Below are 16,772 nucleotides of genomic sequence, written 5' to 3'. Positions count from 1 at the left end.
CGGGGCGGTCAGGGTGGGGGGTGCGGGCGGTACGGGCGGTACGGGCGGTGCGGGTGGGGCGAACGGTGCGGGCGGCGGGCCGAAGCCGGCGGTCCGCCGCTCGTCGGGTTCCGGCCGTGGGCCGGAGGTACGACCGGTCATGGGGCAAGTCTGGCCGATCCGGAGATATTTCTAGAATAGATTTTTGGACGAATTCGCCGCCGCCGGCTCCGGTCGCCCGCCCGGGTACGCAGGTCTAGCGTGGAGGGATGGTTCCTTGGCTTGGCGGGTGAGGAGGCCGGGCATGACGACACGCTGGCGCAGTGCCGCCGTGGCCGTGGCGGCGGTCGGACTCGTGGTGGGGCCCGTGGGTGCGGGGGCGGGCGCGGTGTACGCCTGGGACGCGGCGGCGCCCACGGCGTCCGTACCGGCCTCGACGGTCCCGGCGCCGACCCCGACACCCGCCTCCTCGGACGAGTTCGCGCAGCTGACCCCCGCCGTCACCCGCCAGTTGGACACCGCGATCAAGAAGGTCCTGGCGGAGGCGAAGATCCCCGGCGTGATCGTGTCCGTGTCGGCCCCCGGCAAGGGTGACTACGTACGGTCCTTCGGCGTCGCCGACAAGGCCACGGGCGCGCCGATGACCCCGAACCTGAACATGCGGATCGGCAGTGTGACGAAGACCTTCACCGTGACCGCCCTGCTGGAGCTGGTGGACGAGTGGAAGGTCGGTCTGGACGACCCGATCGGCAAGTACGTCGACGGGGTGCCGAACGGCGACCGGATCACTCTGCGCGAGCTGGCCGGCATGCGCAGCGGTCTGTTCAACTACTCGGCGGACGAGGGCTTCTACAAGGCACTGACCAGCAATCCTGACCGTCCCTTCACCCCGCAGGAGCTGCTCGCCTACTCCTTTAAGCACCCGGTGCTCTTCGAACCGAACGCGAAGTTCTACTACTGCAACACCAACCTGATCCTGCTCGGGCTGGTGGTGGAGAAGGTCAGCGGCGTCCCCCTCGACAGGTTCGTCGACCGCGAGGTCGTCGAACCGGCCGGGCTGAAGCACACCGTGTTCCCCACGGGCCCGGAGTTCCCCAGTCCGCACGCCCAGGGCTACACGGACCAGACGGCCTCTGGCAAGGTCGAGACCTCCACCGACTGGAACCCCTCCTGGGCCTGGGCGGCCGGCGCGATGATCTCCGACCTCTCCGACCTGCGCAGCTGGGCGAAGACCCTGGCGACCGGCACCCTGCTGACCCCCGCCACCCAGGCCCAGCGCCTCGACGTGGTCGACGCGCTCCCGGGCACGGGCTACGGCCTCGGCATCTTCGACGTCCAGGGCTGGATCGGGCACAACGGATCGCTGCCGGGCTACGGATCGCTGGTCCTCTACCTGCCGGAGGCGAAGGCCACGCTGGTCGTGCTGCTCAACACGGACATCGGGTACCAGGGCCAGGAGCCCAGCACCCTGGTCGGCGAGGCGATCACCAAGATCGTGACCCCGGACCGGGTCTACACGCTTCCCGCCCAGCCGGCCTCGTGAGCGGGCCCGACGGGAGAGCCATGTGAGCGGCGGGCCCCGGGACTTCGGTCCCGGGGCCCGTTGTCGCGTCGTGCGTCCCGTCCTTCGCCACGGCCGACTCCGGCCGTAGCGTAGGCAGTCGAGGGCGTGGGGGGTCCCGGACGGCTCGGCATCCTCCACGCACAATGGTCCGCGGCGCGCGAAACACCTCCGAGGGAGACGCACATGAACGGTCAGGCAGCACAGCGGGACGGCCGGTCCCCGGCGGAGGAATCCGCTTCCGTGGTCTCGGTCCGCGCGGCCGGCGAGGCGGACGTCGACGCGGCGGCCGTGCTGTTCCGCGGCTACCTCGACTTCTACGAGGTGGACATCGAGGACCCGGACGCCCCGCGGGCCTTCCTGGCGGAGCGGATCGCCAAGGACGAGTCGCTGGTCCTGCTCGCCGATGTCCCGGAGCTCGGCACGGTCGGCTTCGCGCAGGTCTACCGCGGGTTCTCCTCCCTCTCCCTGAAGACCGCCTGGGTCCTCAACGACCTCTACGTCGCCCCCGCCGGCCGCCGCACCGGAGCCGGCCGGGCGCTGCTGCGCGAGGTGCTGCGCCGGGCCCGCGAGGCCGGGGTGTCCGGCGTGCAGCTGGAGACCGCGTACGACAACACCGTCGCACAGGGGCTGTACGAGACGGAGGGCTTCGTCCGCGAGGAGTTCCACGTGTACTTCCACGAGCTGGGCTGACCGGCCTCCGGCAGGAGTGCGACGGGATCGGCGGCGGGGAGATGAAACATTCTCCGCCGCCATCGCGTCAGAGGGGTGAGAGGGACGTGAGGGGGGAGCACATGCGCCAGGCGCGCAGGGACGGGTTCCGCGAGTTCGCCGCGGGCCGCTCGGGCCATCTGTACCGGTCGGCCTGTCTGCTGGTGGGCGGGGACACCCACCTCGCGGAGGACCTGGTGCAGGAGACCCTGGGGCGGATGTATCTGCGGTGGGGCCGGATCTCCCGTGTCGACAATCCGGCGGCGTACGCGCAGACGGTGCTGGTACGGGTCTTCCTCACGCACCAGCGCCGCCGGTCCGCGGGGGAGCGGCCGGTCGGGGAGTTCCCCGAGGCGGGTGCGCCGACGCCCGGGAGCGGGGATCCGGCGCTGCGGCTGACGCTGCTGGAGGCGCTGGGGCGGCTGGAGCCCAAGGACCGGGCGGTGCTGGTGCTGCGCTACTGGGAGGATCGCAGCGTCGAGGAGACCGCCGACGCGATGAACGCCGGCTCGGCGGCGGTCCGTACGCGCACCTCGCGGGCGCTCGCCCGGCTGCGGGAGCAGCTCGGCGGCAGCCTCACCGCCTTCGTGGACCTCTGAGAGCGCCGGTCCGCTCCGGCAGGCTCCCTCCCGCTCCCGCTCCTTCTCCCTCGCCCCCCTTCTCCCTCACTCCACCCGGCACACGGAAGGCCTGGTTCCTGATGTCCTTCGAAGACGAACTCGCCGAAGCCCTCCGGCGCACGGGGGAGGGCTTCACCTCCGACCCCGGGGCCCTCGCGGAAGCGGGCGGGGCGCGCGGCCGGCGCCTGGTGGCGCGCCGCCGGGCCGTCGTGGCCGGTGGATCCGCGCTGGCCCTGGTCCTGATCGCCACGGCGGGGGCCTACTCCGGCGGCCTGTTCGGCGGCTCCGACGCCGAGGGCGCGGTCCACGTCGCGGCCCCGCCCCCGACCCCGCCGGGCAACGGGCGGCAGACCGGCACGGGCGCGGTCACCGCCGACCAGATGATCGGCAAGATGAAGGCGCTCCTGCCGGGCGGCCGGATCGGCGCGCCCAAGGCGCGGGGCACGGAGGACGAGCTCGGACCCAGGGTCGGCGTCGTGTACGACGACGGCAAGGGCCCGGCGGCCATCTTCCTCAGCCTCCAGCGGGTGGACCCGTTCGGCAGCGGGGCCCGCGCGCAGACCGAGTGCGAGGACAAGAACCTGCACGGCTACGACGCCTGCCGGACCGAGCAACTGCCGGACGGCTCCAGGCTGCTGCTTCACCAGGGGTACGAGTACCCGGACCGCCGGGAGGACACCAAGGTCTGGCGGGCCGTGCTCGTGACCGTGCGGGGCTTCCTGGTCGACGCGTCCGAGTGGAACGCGGCGGCCGACAAGGGCGCCCCCGTCTCCCGGACCGACCCGCCGCTGTCCATCGAGCAGTTGAAGGGCCTGGTCACCTCGGACACCTGGCACGCGGCCCTGAACGACCTGCCGGAGGCCGAGCCCGAGCCGGCGCCCCTGCCCGAGTCGATCGCCCTGCGCGACCGGAAGGCCGTGGACGCCCTGGAGCAGTTGATGACCCAGCTCGGGATCACCGTCCCGATCGTCTCCAGGGGCGGGCAGGACTCGTACGGCTACGTCGTCCTCGACGACGGCAAGGGCAAGTCCCTCGTCCAGATCAACGTCCAGCCGGCGGCGAGCCCCTCGGGGTTCTCGGGGAACTCCGCCTTCACCACGCAGTCCGACGGGACCAAGGTGAGGGAAGTGACGGGGCCCGGGGAGAAGAACAAGGGCGTGACCCAGTGGAAGGTGGACACCCTGCGCGACGACGGGCTGCGCGTGCTGGTCACCGCCTTCAACACGGCGGACCAGAACGGCCCGGCCACCCGCCCCGCACCCGCACTGACGATGAAGCAGCTACGGCAGATCGCGCTCGCCCCGGAGTGGAAGCTCGCCACGCCTGCCGGCTGATGGCCTCATTTGGCGTCCGCGTAGCACTCCACGACCGCCGTCGTGAACGGGAAGCGGACCGGGGTGTCGCCGAAGGCGACCCGCCCCGCCCGTTCGCCGGCGGAGCGGATCGCCTCCACGACGGCCTCGGCCTCCTCGGCCGGGCAGTGCACGATCACCTCGTCGTGCTGGAAGAACACCAGCTCGGCGCGCATGCCGACGGTCGCCTGCCGCAGGGCCGCGAGCAGCAGCAGGGCCCAGTCGGCCGCGCTGCCCTGGACGACGAAGTTACGGGTGAACCGGCCGCGGGCCCGGGTGTTCGTCGAGGCGTAGCTCGGGGTCCAGCCGTCCTCCCGGTCCTGCGCGGTCCGGCCCCCGCCCTCCCCGTACCCCTCGCCCGGGTCGACGCCACCGTCACCGGCCTCGTCCCCCTCGCCGGAGCCGGCCGGTGGTGGGCAGGTGCGGCCCAGCCAGGTCCGTACGAGCCGACCCTCCTCCCCGGCCTTCGCCGCGTCGTCCACGTACGCGACGGCCCGGGGGAAGCGGCGGCGGAGCGCGGCCAGGTTCTTCAGGCCGTCCCCGGAGGTCTGACCGTAGACGGCGCCGAGCACGGCGAGCTTGGCCTTGTCCCGGTCACCGGAGAAGCCTTGGCGGGAGACGGCGGTGTACAGGTCCGAGGCCTCTCCGGCGACCTCCATGAAGGCGGGGTCGCGGGAGATCGCGGCGAGGACGCGCGGCTCCATCTGGTCGGCGTCGGCGACGACGAGCCGCCAGCCGGGGTCGGCGACCACGGCCCGGCGGATCACCTTGGGGATCTGCAGGGCCCCGCCGCCGTTGGTGACCCAGCGGCCGGTGAGGGTGCCGCCGGGGATGAACTCGGGGCGGAAGCGGCCGTCCCGGACCCAGTCCGCGAGCCACGCCCAGCCGTGGGCGGTGTAGATCCGGTACAGCTTCTTGTACTCGATCAACGGCTCGACGGCGGGATGGTCCAGCTCCTGGATCTCCCAGCGGCGGGTGGACCTGAGCTTGATGCCGGCCCCGGCGAAGGCCTTGACGACGTCCGCGGGCAGATCGGGGCGCACCCGTCTGCCGAAGGCGTCGGAGACCCGGTCGGCGAGCTCGGCGAGGCGCCGGGGCTCCCCGCCGCCCGCGTACCGCTCACCGAGCAGCTCGGTCAGCAGCGCGCGGTGCACGTCGGCCCGCCAGGGCAGGCCCGCGCGGTTCATCTCGGCGGCGACGAGGAAGGCCGCCGACTCGGCGGCGGTGAGCAGCCGCATCCGATCGGGGTGGGCGGTGGCGTCGAGCCGCCTCGTCTGGTCGGCGTGGATGGCGAGCAGGGCGTCCAGGGGGACCGGGGTGGGCTGCGGGTCGAAGAGGGAGTCCTGGGCGCGGGGCTCGGCGGCGCGCGGGCGCGGATCGGGCGGTACGGGGGCGTCGGTGAGCCGGGCCCAGGCGGCGGCCGCCGAGCGGGGTTCGCCGAAGCGGCCCTCGTGACCGAGGAGCAGCAGCTCGGCGTCCTCGATGTCGTGGCACCGCTCGACGCGGGCGCCGGCGGCGAGCAGCCGGGGGTACACGGCCGCGGTGGACCGCCAGATCCAGCGGGTGCCGGGCGGGGCGGCGCGGATCGCCTCGGCGGGGTCGCGGACGCGCATCCGGACTCCGTCGCAGGGGGGTACGGGCGCGGCGTGCCACCACCCGTCGCCGTCCTCGGCGAGGGCCCACCGGGGAGTGCGGTCGCTCATGGGTGCGAGTCTCCCACCGGGGTCTGACAGGTCCGGCCTCGCCGTGCCGTGGGCTGCCGGGCCGGGCCGGGCCGGGGTGGGCGGGTGCGGCGCCGTGGCCGGCGCACCCGCCCGCGGATCGAGGCCGCCCGCCGGGAATGGGACGCGAAGGCGGACATGCCAAGCTGAGAGGTGTGAGAGACCTTGCCGAGACCGTCGACCGAGCCTTCGCCGCTGCCCTCTACGCCCAGGACGACGCCGGGCTGGACACCGGCGCCTCGCTGCTCGTCGCGGACCAGGCGGGCTGGCCCGCGGTCGGGCGGGAGCTGCTGGCGCGCGGGGAGGCGTACGTACGCCAGGGCTGGGAGCGGGGCTGGCAGCCGGCCGACGTGCTGCGGCTGGTCCGCCGGGACCTCGACGAGCGGCACCTGCGGATCACCGGGGACCTGATCGCCGCCGAGGCGCGCCGCTACGCCCGGCTCCCGGCGCGCTGGGGCGCCGACGAGGTGTGGTGGGGCGGCGACGAGAAGTACGCCGACCGGCTCGCGCAGCGGGAACGGGCCGACCGGTTCACGCTGGCCACCGCCTTCCTGGAGGTGCTGCGGCTGCTGATCCGGCTGCCCTCGATCGAGCCGGTGGGTCCGCTGCCCGGCGACCCGGTCGACGCCCTCGCGGAGCACGCCCACATCGAGCCGCGCATGCTGGGCCGGATCCGGGCCCTGCTCGCCAAGGCCGAGGCGACCACCTACCCGGAGGAGGCGGAGGCGCTCAGCGCCAAGGCCCAGGAGCTGATGGCCCGGCACACCGTGGACGAGGCCCTGCTCGCGGCGAGCGGCAAGGGCCCCGCCCAGGTGCCCGGCGCCTGCCGGATCGGTGTCGAGCCGCCGTACGAGGAGGCGAAGGCGGTGCTGCTCGACGCGGTGGCCGGCGCCAACCGCTGCCGGGCGGTGTGGAACAGCGGCTTCGAGTTCTCCACGGTGGTCGGCTTCGAGAGCGACCTGGAGGCGGTGGAGCTGCTCTACACCTCGCTGCTCGTGCAGGGCACGGCGGCGATGACCCGCGCGGAGGCCGCGCAGCGTTCCGGCGGGCGCAAGCGGACGAAGACCTTCAGGCAGTCCTTCCTGCTCGCCTACGCCAGCCGCCTCGGCCACCGGCTCGCCGAGACCGCCGAGCACACGGCGACGGAGGCCCCCGACAACCTGCCGGCCCTGGTGGCCCGCGACGTGGCGGTCACCTCACGGGCGGAGGAGATGTTCCCCCGGACCACCACGACCCGGCTGCGGGGCGCCACCGACCACGCGGGCTGGGAGGACGGCACGGCGGCCGCCGACCGCGCCCACATGGGCGGCAGGCGGAAGCCGCTGCCGGGCTAGGCCGTGTCATCCGAGCGCAGGGCGTGTGCCTCCGACTTCAGGATGCGCATCGACCGGCCCAGCGAGCGGGCCATGTCGGGCAGCCTCTCGGAACCGAACACCAGCAGGCAGACCACCAGGACCAGGTGCCAGGGCTGGAACGCATTGCGGAGCACAGGCGTCTCACCCTTCGTACGGGCCGGCTTCTTTCGAACGACCGGCTCGTGGAACAGGGTCGGCCCGCGTCAGGACAAATCCGAAGAAGTCCTGAAAGCAGACGGGTTCCCCGCGCAGCTCCCGGACGCGCCGGCCGAGACGGCCGGGGCCCCTACCCCCGAGTAGGGACCTGTATGTGATCAACGGACCACCCCGCGTGCACGTGCATCTGCCCATGCAGCAGCTCATGAACACAGCTATGATCCGGAGGAGTTGACATCTGCACTATCGGGGGCTTCCTGTGGACCACGCGTACAACGGGATGGCAGCTGCAGAACTCGCTACCTTGTTTGAGCTGACGTGGCAGAAGAGCAGACACAGCAACTCGCAGGGTTCCTGCGTGGAGTTCGCACGGCTGCCGGGAGGCGATGTCGCCATGCGTAATTCGCGCTTTCCCGACGGACCGGCGCTCGTCTACACGCCGGCCGAGATAGAGGCCCTGCTGCTGGGCGTCAAGGACGGCGAGTTCGATCACTTGATCAGCTGACGGAACAGCGCATCCATCAGGCCATGCACGTGCACTGGCCGGGACCGATCGCAATGATCGATCCCGGCCGGTCGTCCTGCCGGTCGTCCTGTTGTGCACCCCTGATCGGCGACCTTCGGCTGGTGTGGCCGGCTGCCGGTGGGCTCAGTCCTGGAGCAGGAAGAGCGCCCAGACCACCTTGCCGGTGAGTCGTCCCGCGAGCGGGTGCCAGCCCCAGCTGTCGCTGTACGAGTCCACCAGGAACAGCCCGCGCCCGGACTCCAGGTCGAAGTTCTCCTCGGTCCGCTCCGGTGAGAAGGCCCCACCGGGCCGGTCCTCGCTGGGGTCCCGCACCGCGCACACCAGGCGCGTGCTCCACCGCATCAGGTGCAGCCGTACCGGCGGCTCCGGCTCGGCGTCCGCACCCCTCGTGTCCTCGGGCAGGGCATGGCGCAGCGCGTTGGTGACGAGCTCGGAGACGACCAGGGCCACATCGTCGAAGCGGTCGTCGAGGCCCCACTGGGACAGGGTCGAACGACAGAAGGAACGGGCTCCGCGTACCGCGTCGTAGCGGGCGGGCAGGGCGCAGGAGGCGGACCCGGAGACAGCCGTGGGGTCGACCGGGGGCAGCCCCTGCCGTAACGGCTCGAGCATGGTCGATCCATTCGTCCCCATGCGAGGCACTCCCGGGATTCGCGGGCGGAGCGGTCATCTCCGTCCAGAAAGAACTGCGGGGTGGGTCCGGCGCCGGCGCGAACAGCACGCAGGTGCGCGGGGACCATCGTTCCGAATGCTCGGGCCGGATGCAAGGGCAGATGCACGTGCACGCGCCGGACCTGTCCCCTCCCGTGACGGTTCTGACTCATTTCTTCCTACGCATACTTACGGACTTCTTTTCCCGGAGACGGGATTCCGTTACAGAACGAGTACGGGCCGATGCGTTTTGGTGGCAGACTGCGGCCCCTGGGGTACGGGGGCCCCGAGACGCTCGCGCACACCACGCGCACGCCAATGCGATGGGGAGGGCAGTACTAGTGACCGCAGAAGCAAGCGGTTCTGTGGTGCGCCGCATCCTCCTGGGCTCCCAGCTCAGGCGACTCCGAGAATCCCGCGGCATCACCCGTGAGGCGGCCGGCTACTCGATCCGCGCATCCGAATCGAAGATCAGCCGCTTGGAGTTGGGAAGGGTGAGCTTCAAGGCCAGAGACGTCGAGGACCTCCTCACGCTCTACGGAGTCACGGACAGCACGGAGCGCGAGTCGTTGCTCGGACTGGTCCGCGAGGCCAACGCGACCGGCTGGTGGCACAGTTACGGCGACGTGCTGCCCGGGTGGTTCCAGACGTACATCGGCCTGGAGGGCGCCGCCTCGCTCATCAGGATCTACGAAGTCCAGTTCGTCCACGGACTGTTGCAGACCGAGGCCTACGCCCACGCCGTCGTCAGCCGCGGCATGCCCGGCGCCACCGGCGCCGAGATCGACCGCCGCGTCGCCCTGCGCCTGGAACGCCAGAAGGTCCTCGTCTCCGAGAACGCCCCCATCTTCCACGCCGTCCTCGACGAGGCCGCGCTGCGCCGCCCGTACGGTGACCGCGAGGTCATGCGCGGTCAGCTGGAGCACCTCATCGAGGTCTCCCAGCGGCCCAACGTGCAGCTCCAGGTGATGCCCTTCTCCTTCGGCGGCCACGCGGGCGAGAGCGGAGCCTTCACCCTGCTGCGCTTCCCCGAGTCCGACCTCCAGGACATCGTCTATCTGGAACAGCTCACCAGTGCCCTCTACCTGGACAAGGGCGAGGAAGTGGGGCAGTACGAGCGGGCGATGGAACGGCTCCAGGCGGATTGCCCCGATGCCGAGCGGACCCGGGATCTTCTCCGCGGCCTGCTCCAACTGTCTTGATTCGCACGTAGTATGACGTCTGATCAGTGCATGATGACCGATCGGTCTCCGGTGCAGCGCACGGGTGCGCGCTCGCAGTAAGGGATGGCATGTCCATATTCAGCGACCTGGCTCACCAGTACATCGACGGCGAATGGCTGGCCGGTACCGGTTCGTGGGACATCATCGACGTCAACCCCTACAACGGGGAGAAGCTCGCGGCCATCACCGTGGCCACCGTCGAGCAGGTGGACCAGGCCTACCGCGGCGCCGAACGCGCCCAGCGTGAGTGGGCCGCCACCAGTCCTTACATCAGACGCGCCGTCCTGGAGCGCGCCCTGCGGATCACCGAGGAGCGCGAGAAGGAGATCGTCGAGGCGATGATCGACGAGCTCGGCGGGACGCGTCCCAAGGCCGAGTACGAGGTCCGCCTCGCGATGGAGTTCATCCGCGAGTCCCTCCAGCTCGCCGTCCGGCCCGAGGGGCGGATCCTGCCCTCGCCGGTCGAGGGCAAGGAGAACCGGGTCCAGCGGCTCCCCGTGGGTGTCGTCACGGTGATCAGCCCCTTCAACTTCCCCTTCCTGGTGACCCTGAAGTCGGTCGCCCCGGCCCTGGCGCTGGGCAACGCGGTCGTCATCAAGCCCAACCAGAACGCCCCGGTCGTGGGCGGCGGCGTGATCGCCAAGATCTTCGAGGACGCCGGGCTGCCGGCCGGCCTGCTGAACGTCCTGGTCACCGATATCGCCGAGATAGGCGACGCGCTCCTGACCCACCCCGTCCCCAAGGTCATCTCGTTCGCGGGATCGGACCGGGTCGGCCGGCACGTCGGAGCGATCGCCGCCCGCCACTTCAAGCGGACCGTCCTGGAACTGAGCGGCAACAGCGCGCTCGTCGTGCTCGACGACGCCGACCTCGACTACGCGGTGGACGCGGCCGTCTTCAGCCGCTTCGTCTACCAGGGCCAGGTCTGCATGGCCGCCAACCGGATCCTCGTCGACGCCTCCGTCGCCGAGGAGTTCACGGAGAAGTTCACCGCGCGCGTGCGCGGCCTCAGGACGGGCGACCCGCGCGAGGCCGACACCCACATCGGCCCCCTGATCAACTCCTTCCAGGCCGACGCCCTGACCGCGCTCGTGGACCAGGCCGTGGAATCCGGCGCGCAGGCGCTCGTACGGGGTTCTACGCGCGGCAACCTGGTCGAACCCACGGTGCTCGCCGGAATCCCCGAGGACTCCCCGCTGCTGAGCCAGGAGATCTTCGGCCCGGTGGCCCTGCTGGTGGTCTTCGACGGCGAGGACGAGGCCGTACGGCTGACCAACGCGACCCCTTACGGGCTGAGCGGCGCCGTGCACACCCGGGACGTGGAGCGGGGCGTCCGCTTCGCCCAGCGGATCGAGACGGGCATGATCCACGTCAACGACTCCACGATCGGGGACGAGCCGCTGGCCGCGTTCGGGGGCGAGAAGGCCTCGGGTCTGGGCCGGCTGAACGGCGAGGCGACGGTCGAGGCGTTCACCACCCAGAAGTGGATCTCCGTCCAGCACGGCCGGACGACCTTCCCGTTCTAGGTCACACAGTTCGTCCCCCCAGGGGGTGTCTTGTGGGCCGGGCCGGGCTCGCGGTGGCGGGCACGCACGCTCGCCGCGTTCTCGTCGGTCGCCGACGCTCCGCGTCGACCCCCTCCTCGGCCTCGCGATCGCACGCACCGGCCACCGCTCCCCGATCCGACCCGGCCCACAGGACACCCCCTAGACTCGACCGGGCGTAGGCAGCCGCCCGGGGGAGAACGAGTTGAGCAACATACCGGAGACCGGCCGGACCCCTCGGGTCCAGAACCGGCTCGTCGTCATCCAGATCGTCGTCTTCTCGCTGCTGCTCACGCTGGGCGGACGCCTGTGGTACCTCCAGATACGCAATGGCTCGGAGTACACGGACGAGGCGAAGAACAACCACGTCCAGCAGGTGGTCCAGCCCGCCGTGCGCGGTTCGATCCTGGACTCGCGCGGGGTCCCGCTCGCCGACAACGCCACCCACCTCGTGGTCTCCGCCAGCCGCACCGAGCTGCTGACCATGAAGGACAAGGGCCGGTCCGTGCTGACCCGGCTCGCCGAGGTGCTGGGCACGGACCCCCAGGAGGTCATCGACAAGGTCCGGCTCTGCGACGCCAAGACCAAGCAGCCCTGTTGGAACGGTTCCCCCTACCAGCCGATCCCGGTCAGCAACGCGGCCACCACCGAGCAGGCCCTGCAGATCCGCGAGCACCCCGAGGACTTCCCGGGCATCACGGCCGAGGCGACCGCCCTGCGCCGTTACGCGGCCCCGGACGAGGCCAACACCTCCCAGGTGCTGGGCTACCTCTCCCCGGTCACCGACGAGGAGATCGCCAAGGCGAAGAAGTCGGACTCGCCGTACCTGCGTTCCGACCAGGTCGGCCGCTCCGGCCTGGAGCGCACGTACGACAAGGAGCTGCGCGGCAAGGCGGGCATCACCCGCTACGAGGTGGACAACCTCGGCCGGGTCATCGGCCAGGGCGAGACCGACCCGGCGAAGCCCGGCTCGAACATCGTGACCTCGATCGACTCCCGGGTGCAGGCGGTCGCCGAGCGCGAGCTGAACAACGCGATGATCGAGGCCCGCAAGGTCAACGACAAGAACACCGGCAGGAACTACGAGGCCGACTCGGGCGCCGTCGTGGTGATGGAGACCAGGACCGGCCGGGTCGTGGCGATGGCCTCGAACCCGACCTACGACCCCAACGCCTGGGTGGGCGGCATCTCCGCCAAGGACTACGCCGGCCTCACCGACAAGAAGTCGAACTACCCGCTGCTGAACCGGGCCATCCAGGCCCAGGCGGCGCCGGGCTCCATCTTCAAGGTGGTCACCTCGACGGCCGCGGTCAACGCCGGGTACCCGTTCAACAACCGCTACCCGTGCCCCAGCTCGTACTCGGTCGGCAGTCAGACCTTCACGAACTTCGAGTCCCAGGGCCACGGTGACATCACCATCGGCCGGGCGCTGGAGGTCTCCTGCGACACCGTCTACTACGCCCTCGCGGACCAGGAGTGGAAGAAGGACGGCGGCATCAAGCCGAAGAAGGACCCGAAGGACTGGTTCCTCAAGACCGCCCACGAGTTCGGGCTCGGCAAGCGCACCGGCATCGACCTGCCGAACGAGGTCCCCGGTCGGGTCCCCGACCGCAAGTGGAAGCAGGACTTCTTCGACGCGAACAAGGACGCCTGGTGCCGCGACGGCAAGAGGAACGGCACCTTCGCCGAGAAGATCGCCTACGAGAACTGCCGTCAGGGCAACCAGCTGCGCGAGGGTGACGCGATCAACTACTCGATCGGGCAGGGCGACACGCTCGTCACCCCGATCCAGATGGCCTCCGTCTACTCGGCCATCGCCAACGGCGGCACGCTCCACCAGCCCAGCATCGGCAAGGCGATCGTCAGCGCCGACGGGAAGTCGGTCCAGGAGATCGCGCCCAAGGAGCAGGGCAAGCTGCCGATGGACGCGAAGACCCGCGACAACATCGACGAAGCCCTCGCGGGTGTGGCCACCAACGGCAGCGCGGCCTGGCGCTTCGGCGGCTGGCCGCAGAAGCAGATCCCGATGCACGCCAAGACCGGCACGGCCGAGGTCCAGGGCAAGCAGACGACCTCGTGGTTCGCCTCGTACACCGAGGACTACGCGATCGTCATGACCATCTCCCAGGGCGGCACCGGCTCGGGTGCCTCGGGACCGGCCGTCCGCAACATCTACGAGGCGATGTACGGGCTCGACCCGACGGGCAAGCAGGACCTCTCCAAGGCCCTGCTCCCCAAGCCCGCCACCGCGCTGCCGGCGATCCGCCCCGACGGTGAGTTCGACGGCAACTGAACGGCCAATGAGGACAAGATCTGACCTCGATGCTCCGTAGCGTGGGTCGTGTCGGGGGGGAAGAAGCCCCCCCGGCACGACACCTCACGCACAAGGCGGTCGGTCATGGCTCAGATTTCCACCGAAGTCCTCGGCGACGAGCGCGGCACTCTCCTCGCCTTCGTCGACGCCCAGCGCACGGCGATCCGCGAATCGCTGCTCGGGCTCAGCGAGGAGCAGGCCGCGAGCCGTCCCAGCGTCAGCGAGCTCACCCTGTCCGGTCTGCTCAAGCACGTGGCCGAGGTCGAGCTGAACTGGCTGCGCCTCGCCCAGCAGGTGCCGAACGAGAAGGCGCGCACCCAGGAGACCTGGGGCGAGGCCTTCCGCCTGGTCGACGGCGAGTCCATCCCCTCGGTCCTCGCCTTCTGGGACGAGGTCGCGGAGCAGACGGCGGCCTTCATCGCCGCCGTCCCGAGCCTGGACGACACCTTCCCGCTGCCGCCGGCGCCCTGGTTCCCCAAGGACACCAAGGTCTCGATGCGCTGGATGCTCCTGCACCTGGTGGAGGAGTTCGCCCGCCACGCCGGCCACGCGGACATCGTCCGGGAGTCCGTGGACGGCACCCGCGCCATGGGGTGAGCCCGGGTGAGTAGCCTGGCCCCATGTCAGCGATCCGGCTTCTTGTCCTCGGTGCGGTCCGCCAGCACGGGCGGGCCCACGGGTACCAGGTACGCAACGACCTGGAGTACTGGGGCGCCCACGAGTGGTCGAACACCAAGCCCGGATCGATCTACCACGCGCTCAAGCAGATGGCCAAGCAAGGCGTCCTGCACGCCCACGAGGTGGCACCGAGCGCGGCGGGCGGGCCCCCGCGCACCGAGTACGAGGTGACGGACGCCGGCCGCGAGGAGTACTTCCGGCTGCTGCGCGAGGCCCTCGCGGCGTACGACCAGAAGACGGACGTGCTGTCCGCCGCGATCGGCTTCATGGTCGATCTGCCGCGGGCGGAGGTGCTCGCGCTGCTCCGGGAGCGGATGGCGAAGCTGGCGCTCTGGCGGTCGTCGGTGACGGACTACTACACGCCGGAGGGCGGCCCGGAGGCGCTCGGCCACATCGGCGAGATCATGCACATGTGGGTCCACTCCGCGGACGCCGAGGCGGAGTGGACGCGCGGGCTGGTCTCCCGGATCGAGAAGGGCGCGTACTCCTTCGCCGGTGAGGGCGGGGCTCCGTTCGTGGGGGTCCTCGCGGACGGCCAGGAGAATCCGTACGCCGCGCACCAGGATGCGTAATCAAGTTTGACTAGCCCGGGAGCGGGCATTACCTTGGGCGCGCCCAGCTACTCAAATTTGATTACCGGAGGAGCGGTTTTGGCGATCTTCGTCGAAGGTGTCCACAAGCGGTACGGCGACAAGCCCGCGCTGGCGGGGCTCGACCTGGAGGTGAAGCCCGGCACGGTGCACGCCGTCCTCGGCCCCAACGGAGCCGGAAAGACCACGGCGGTGCGCGTCATGAGCACCCTGCTGCGGCACGACGAGGGCGTGGTCCGGGTCGCCGGTCACGACGTACGCACCCAGGCGCCGGCCGTCCGTGCCAGGATCGGGCTGCTCGGCCAGCACGCGGCGCTCGACGAGGACCTGGCCGGACGGCAGAACCTGGAGATGTTCGGCCGCCTCAACCACCTCGGCGCACGGCGGGCCGGGCTGCGGGCCGACGAACTGCTGGACCGCTTCGGCCTCGCGGACACCGGCCGCAAGCCGGTGAAGCAGTACAGCGGCGGCATGCGGCGCCGGCTCGACCTCGCGGCGTCCCTGATCACCGACCCGGAGGTGCTCTTCCTCGACGAACCGACCACCGGGCTCGACCCGCGCGGCCGCACCGAGGTGTGGAGCGCGGTGCGCTCCCTGGTGGGCGGCGGCACCACCGTCCTGCTGACCACGCAGTACCTGGAGGAGGCCGACCAGCTCGCCGACCGCATCACGCTGATCGACGCGGGCCGGGTGGCGGCCGAGGGCACGGCCGACGAGCTGAAGGCCCTGGTCGGGGCGGACCGGATCGTCGTCGTCCTGCGGGACGCGGCGCGGCTGGCGCAGGCGGCGCGGCTGCTGCCGGACCCGACCGTGGACCCGGACTCCCTGACCCTGAGCTTCCCGGTGGCGGACCGGATGGCGGGCCTGGCCCTCACCCTGCGCGCGCTGGAGGGGGCCGGTATCGAGGCGCTCGACCTCGCGGTCCGCCGCCCCACGCTCGACGAGGTCTTCCTGCACCTGACCGACCGCGAGGAGGTGGCCGCATGAGCGCGGCATGGGTGGTCTCGGACTCCTGGACGATGACCCGGCGCGAGCTCGCGCACTGGGGCCGCAGGCCGGTCCAGATGGTCGTCGGACTGGTCTTCCCGGTGATGTTGCTGCTGATGTTCGGCTTCCTCATCGGCGGCGGACGCGGGATCGACGGCGAGTACGTGGAGTTCCTGGTGCCCGGGATGCTCGCGCTGACCATGGCCTTCGGCCTGGAGGCGACGATGACCGCCGTCACCCAGGACCTCGGCAAAGGGGTGATCGACCGGTTCCGCGCCATGCCGATGTCCTCGGCGGCGGTCCTGGTCGGCCGCAGCGCGGCGGACATGCTCCAGTCGGCGGTGGGCCTGGCCGTCCTCGCGGGCGTCGGCCTGCTGCTGGGCTGGCGCCCGCACGGCTCGCCCGCGGCCACCCTGGCGGCCTTCGCCCTGTTCCTGCTGCTGCGCTTCGCGATGCTGTGGATCGGCATCTTCCTCGGCATGGTCGCGGGCCGTCCGGAGCTGGTGCAGGCGGTGCAGATCCTGGTGTGGCCGGTGGGCTTCCTCTCCAACGCCTTCGCCACACCGGAGGCGATGCCGGGCTGGCTGGGCACGGTGGTGGAATGGAATCCGCTCTCGGCCACGGCCACGGCCGTCCGCGACCTGTTCGGCAACCCGGCCGCGGCTCCGCCGTCGTGGGCCGCCGATCACGCGGCGCTGCTGGCGGTGGCCTGGCCGCTCCTGCTGCTGGCGATCTTCTTCCCGTCGGCGGTGGGCAGGTTCCGGGGCCTGAGCAAGTAGCTCCCGTGGCGGTCTTGCACCTCAC

The 16,772-nt window shown here is 71.2% G+C and carries 15 protein-coding genes and 1 pseudogene; 13 read left to right on the top strand and 3 right to left on the bottom strand.

What is annotated here, in order from left to right; all coding sequences use genetic code 11:
- Positions 1 to 283: 283 nt before the first annotated feature.
- From AB8A24_RS37345 to AB8A24_RS37330, 4 genes are all read left to right on the top strand, one after another.
- A complete protein-coding gene (locus tag AB8A24_RS37345) occupies positions 284 to 1,522 on the top strand; it encodes a serine hydrolase domain-containing protein (RefSeq protein WP_369478704.1) in 1,239 nt (412 codons plus the stop codon).
- A 204-nt stretch (positions 1,523 to 1,726) separates the two neighbouring features.
- Complete coding sequence (locus AB8A24_RS37340) at positions 1,727 to 2,233, top strand: GNAT family N-acetyltransferase (RefSeq protein ID WP_266382176.1); 507 nt, start codon at positions 1,727 to 1,729, stop codon at positions 2,231 to 2,233.
- Between the two features lie 101 nt (positions 2,234 to 2,334).
- Positions 2,335 to 2,850: a SigE family RNA polymerase sigma factor gene (locus tag AB8A24_RS37335; protein WP_328962261.1), complete on the top strand. Its 516-nt coding sequence runs from the start codon at positions 2,335 to 2,337 to the stop codon at positions 2,848 to 2,850.
- A 101-nt stretch (positions 2,851 to 2,951) separates the two neighbouring features.
- Positions 2,952 to 4,205 carry a hypothetical protein gene (locus AB8A24_RS37330; protein WP_369478703.1) on the top strand — a complete coding sequence of 418 codons (1,254 nt, stop codon included), beginning with the start codon at positions 2,952 to 2,954 and terminating at the stop codon, positions 4,203 to 4,205.
- A 5-nt stretch (positions 4,206 to 4,210) separates the two neighbouring features.
- Here AB8A24_RS37330 and AB8A24_RS37325 read toward each other — a convergent pair whose 3' ends face one another.
- Positions 4,211 to 5,926 carry a bifunctional 3'-5' exonuclease/DNA polymerase gene (locus tag AB8A24_RS37325; RefSeq protein WP_369478702.1) on the bottom strand — a complete coding sequence of 572 codons (1,716 nt, stop codon included), beginning with the start codon at positions 5,924 to 5,926 and terminating at the stop codon, positions 4,211 to 4,213.
- A 173-nt stretch (positions 5,927 to 6,099) separates the two neighbouring features.
- Between AB8A24_RS37325 and AB8A24_RS37320 the strand changes: the two genes are divergently transcribed.
- Positions 6,100 to 7,278, top strand: coding sequence for a DUF2786 domain-containing protein (locus AB8A24_RS37320; RefSeq protein WP_328962258.1), 1,179 nt, complete (start codon positions 6,100 to 6,102; stop codon positions 7,276 to 7,278).
- Here the strand turns inward: AB8A24_RS37320 and AB8A24_RS37315 are convergent.
- On the bottom strand, positions 7,275 to 7,433 hold the full coding sequence (locus tag AB8A24_RS37315) for a twin-arginine translocase TatA/TatE family subunit (protein ID WP_328962257.1): 159 nt from the start codon (positions 7,431 to 7,433) through the stop codon (positions 7,275 to 7,277). The two genes, AB8A24_RS37320 and AB8A24_RS37315, sit on opposite strands and share 4 nt — an antisense overlap.
- A 281-nt stretch (positions 7,434 to 7,714) precedes the next feature.
- Between AB8A24_RS37315 and AB8A24_RS37310 the strand changes: the two genes are divergently transcribed.
- The gene (locus AB8A24_RS37310) at positions 7,715 to 7,960 is read left to right on the top strand and encodes a DUF397 domain-containing protein (protein WP_030726905.1); all 246 of its coding nucleotides are present in this window, start codon (positions 7,715 to 7,717) and stop codon (positions 7,958 to 7,960) included.
- Between the two features lie 144 nt (positions 7,961 to 8,104).
- Here AB8A24_RS37310 and AB8A24_RS37305 read toward each other — a convergent pair whose 3' ends face one another.
- A complete protein-coding gene (locus AB8A24_RS37305; RefSeq protein ID WP_266382160.1) occupies positions 8,105 to 8,614 on the bottom strand; it encodes an ATP-binding protein in 510 nt (169 codons plus the stop codon).
- A gap of 341 nt (positions 8,615 to 8,955) precedes the next feature.
- Between AB8A24_RS37305 and AB8A24_RS37300 the strand changes: the two genes are divergently transcribed.
- From AB8A24_RS37300 to AB8A24_RS37270, 7 genes and pseudogenes are all read left to right on the top strand, one after another.
- Complete coding sequence (locus AB8A24_RS37300) at positions 8,956 to 9,834, top strand: helix-turn-helix transcriptional regulator (protein ID WP_051763140.1); 879 nt, start codon at positions 8,956 to 8,958, stop codon at positions 9,832 to 9,834.
- Positions 9,835 to 9,923: 89 nt separating this feature from the next.
- Positions 9,924 to 11,381, top strand: coding sequence for an aldehyde dehydrogenase family protein (locus AB8A24_RS37295; protein WP_328962256.1), 1,458 nt, complete (start codon positions 9,924 to 9,926; stop codon positions 11,379 to 11,381).
- Positions 11,382 to 11,604: 223 nt separating this feature from the next.
- Positions 11,605 to 13,674, top strand: a pseudogene (gene mrdA, locus AB8A24_RS37290) (penicillin-binding protein 2); the annotation flags it as partial.
- Positions 13,675 to 13,797: 123 nt separating this feature from the next.
- Positions 13,798 to 14,310, top strand: coding sequence for a DinB family protein (locus AB8A24_RS37285; RefSeq protein WP_328962255.1), 513 nt, complete (start codon positions 13,798 to 13,800; stop codon positions 14,308 to 14,310).
- Between the two features lie 23 nt (positions 14,311 to 14,333).
- The gene (locus tag AB8A24_RS37280; RefSeq protein WP_369478701.1) at positions 14,334 to 14,963 is read left to right on the top strand and encodes a PadR family transcriptional regulator; all 630 of its coding nucleotides are present in this window, start codon (positions 14,334 to 14,336) and stop codon (positions 14,961 to 14,963) included.
- A gap of 78 nt (positions 14,964 to 15,041) precedes the next feature.
- On the top strand, positions 15,042 to 15,968 hold the full coding sequence (locus tag AB8A24_RS37275) for an ATP-binding cassette domain-containing protein (protein WP_369478700.1): 927 nt from the start codon (positions 15,042 to 15,044) through the stop codon (positions 15,966 to 15,968).
- Positions 15,965 to 16,747, top strand: a complete 783-nt coding sequence (locus tag AB8A24_RS37270) for an ABC transporter permease (RefSeq protein WP_369478699.1) — start codon at positions 15,965 to 15,967, stop codon at positions 16,745 to 16,747. Before AB8A24_RS37275 ends, AB8A24_RS37270 begins: the two co-directional genes overlap by 4 nt.
- Positions 16,748 to 16,772: the final 25 nt, after the last annotated feature.

Origin of the sequence: Streptomyces sp. BF23-19, from assembly GCF_041106355.1 — a bacterium.
In the GTDB taxonomy this organism is placed as follows: domain Bacteria; phylum Actinomycetota; class Actinomycetes; order Streptomycetales; family Streptomycetaceae; genus Streptomyces; species Streptomyces virginiae_A.
The sequence above is the reverse complement of the archived record's forward strand: the minus strand, read 5'-3'. Positions and strand labels throughout refer to the sequence as shown.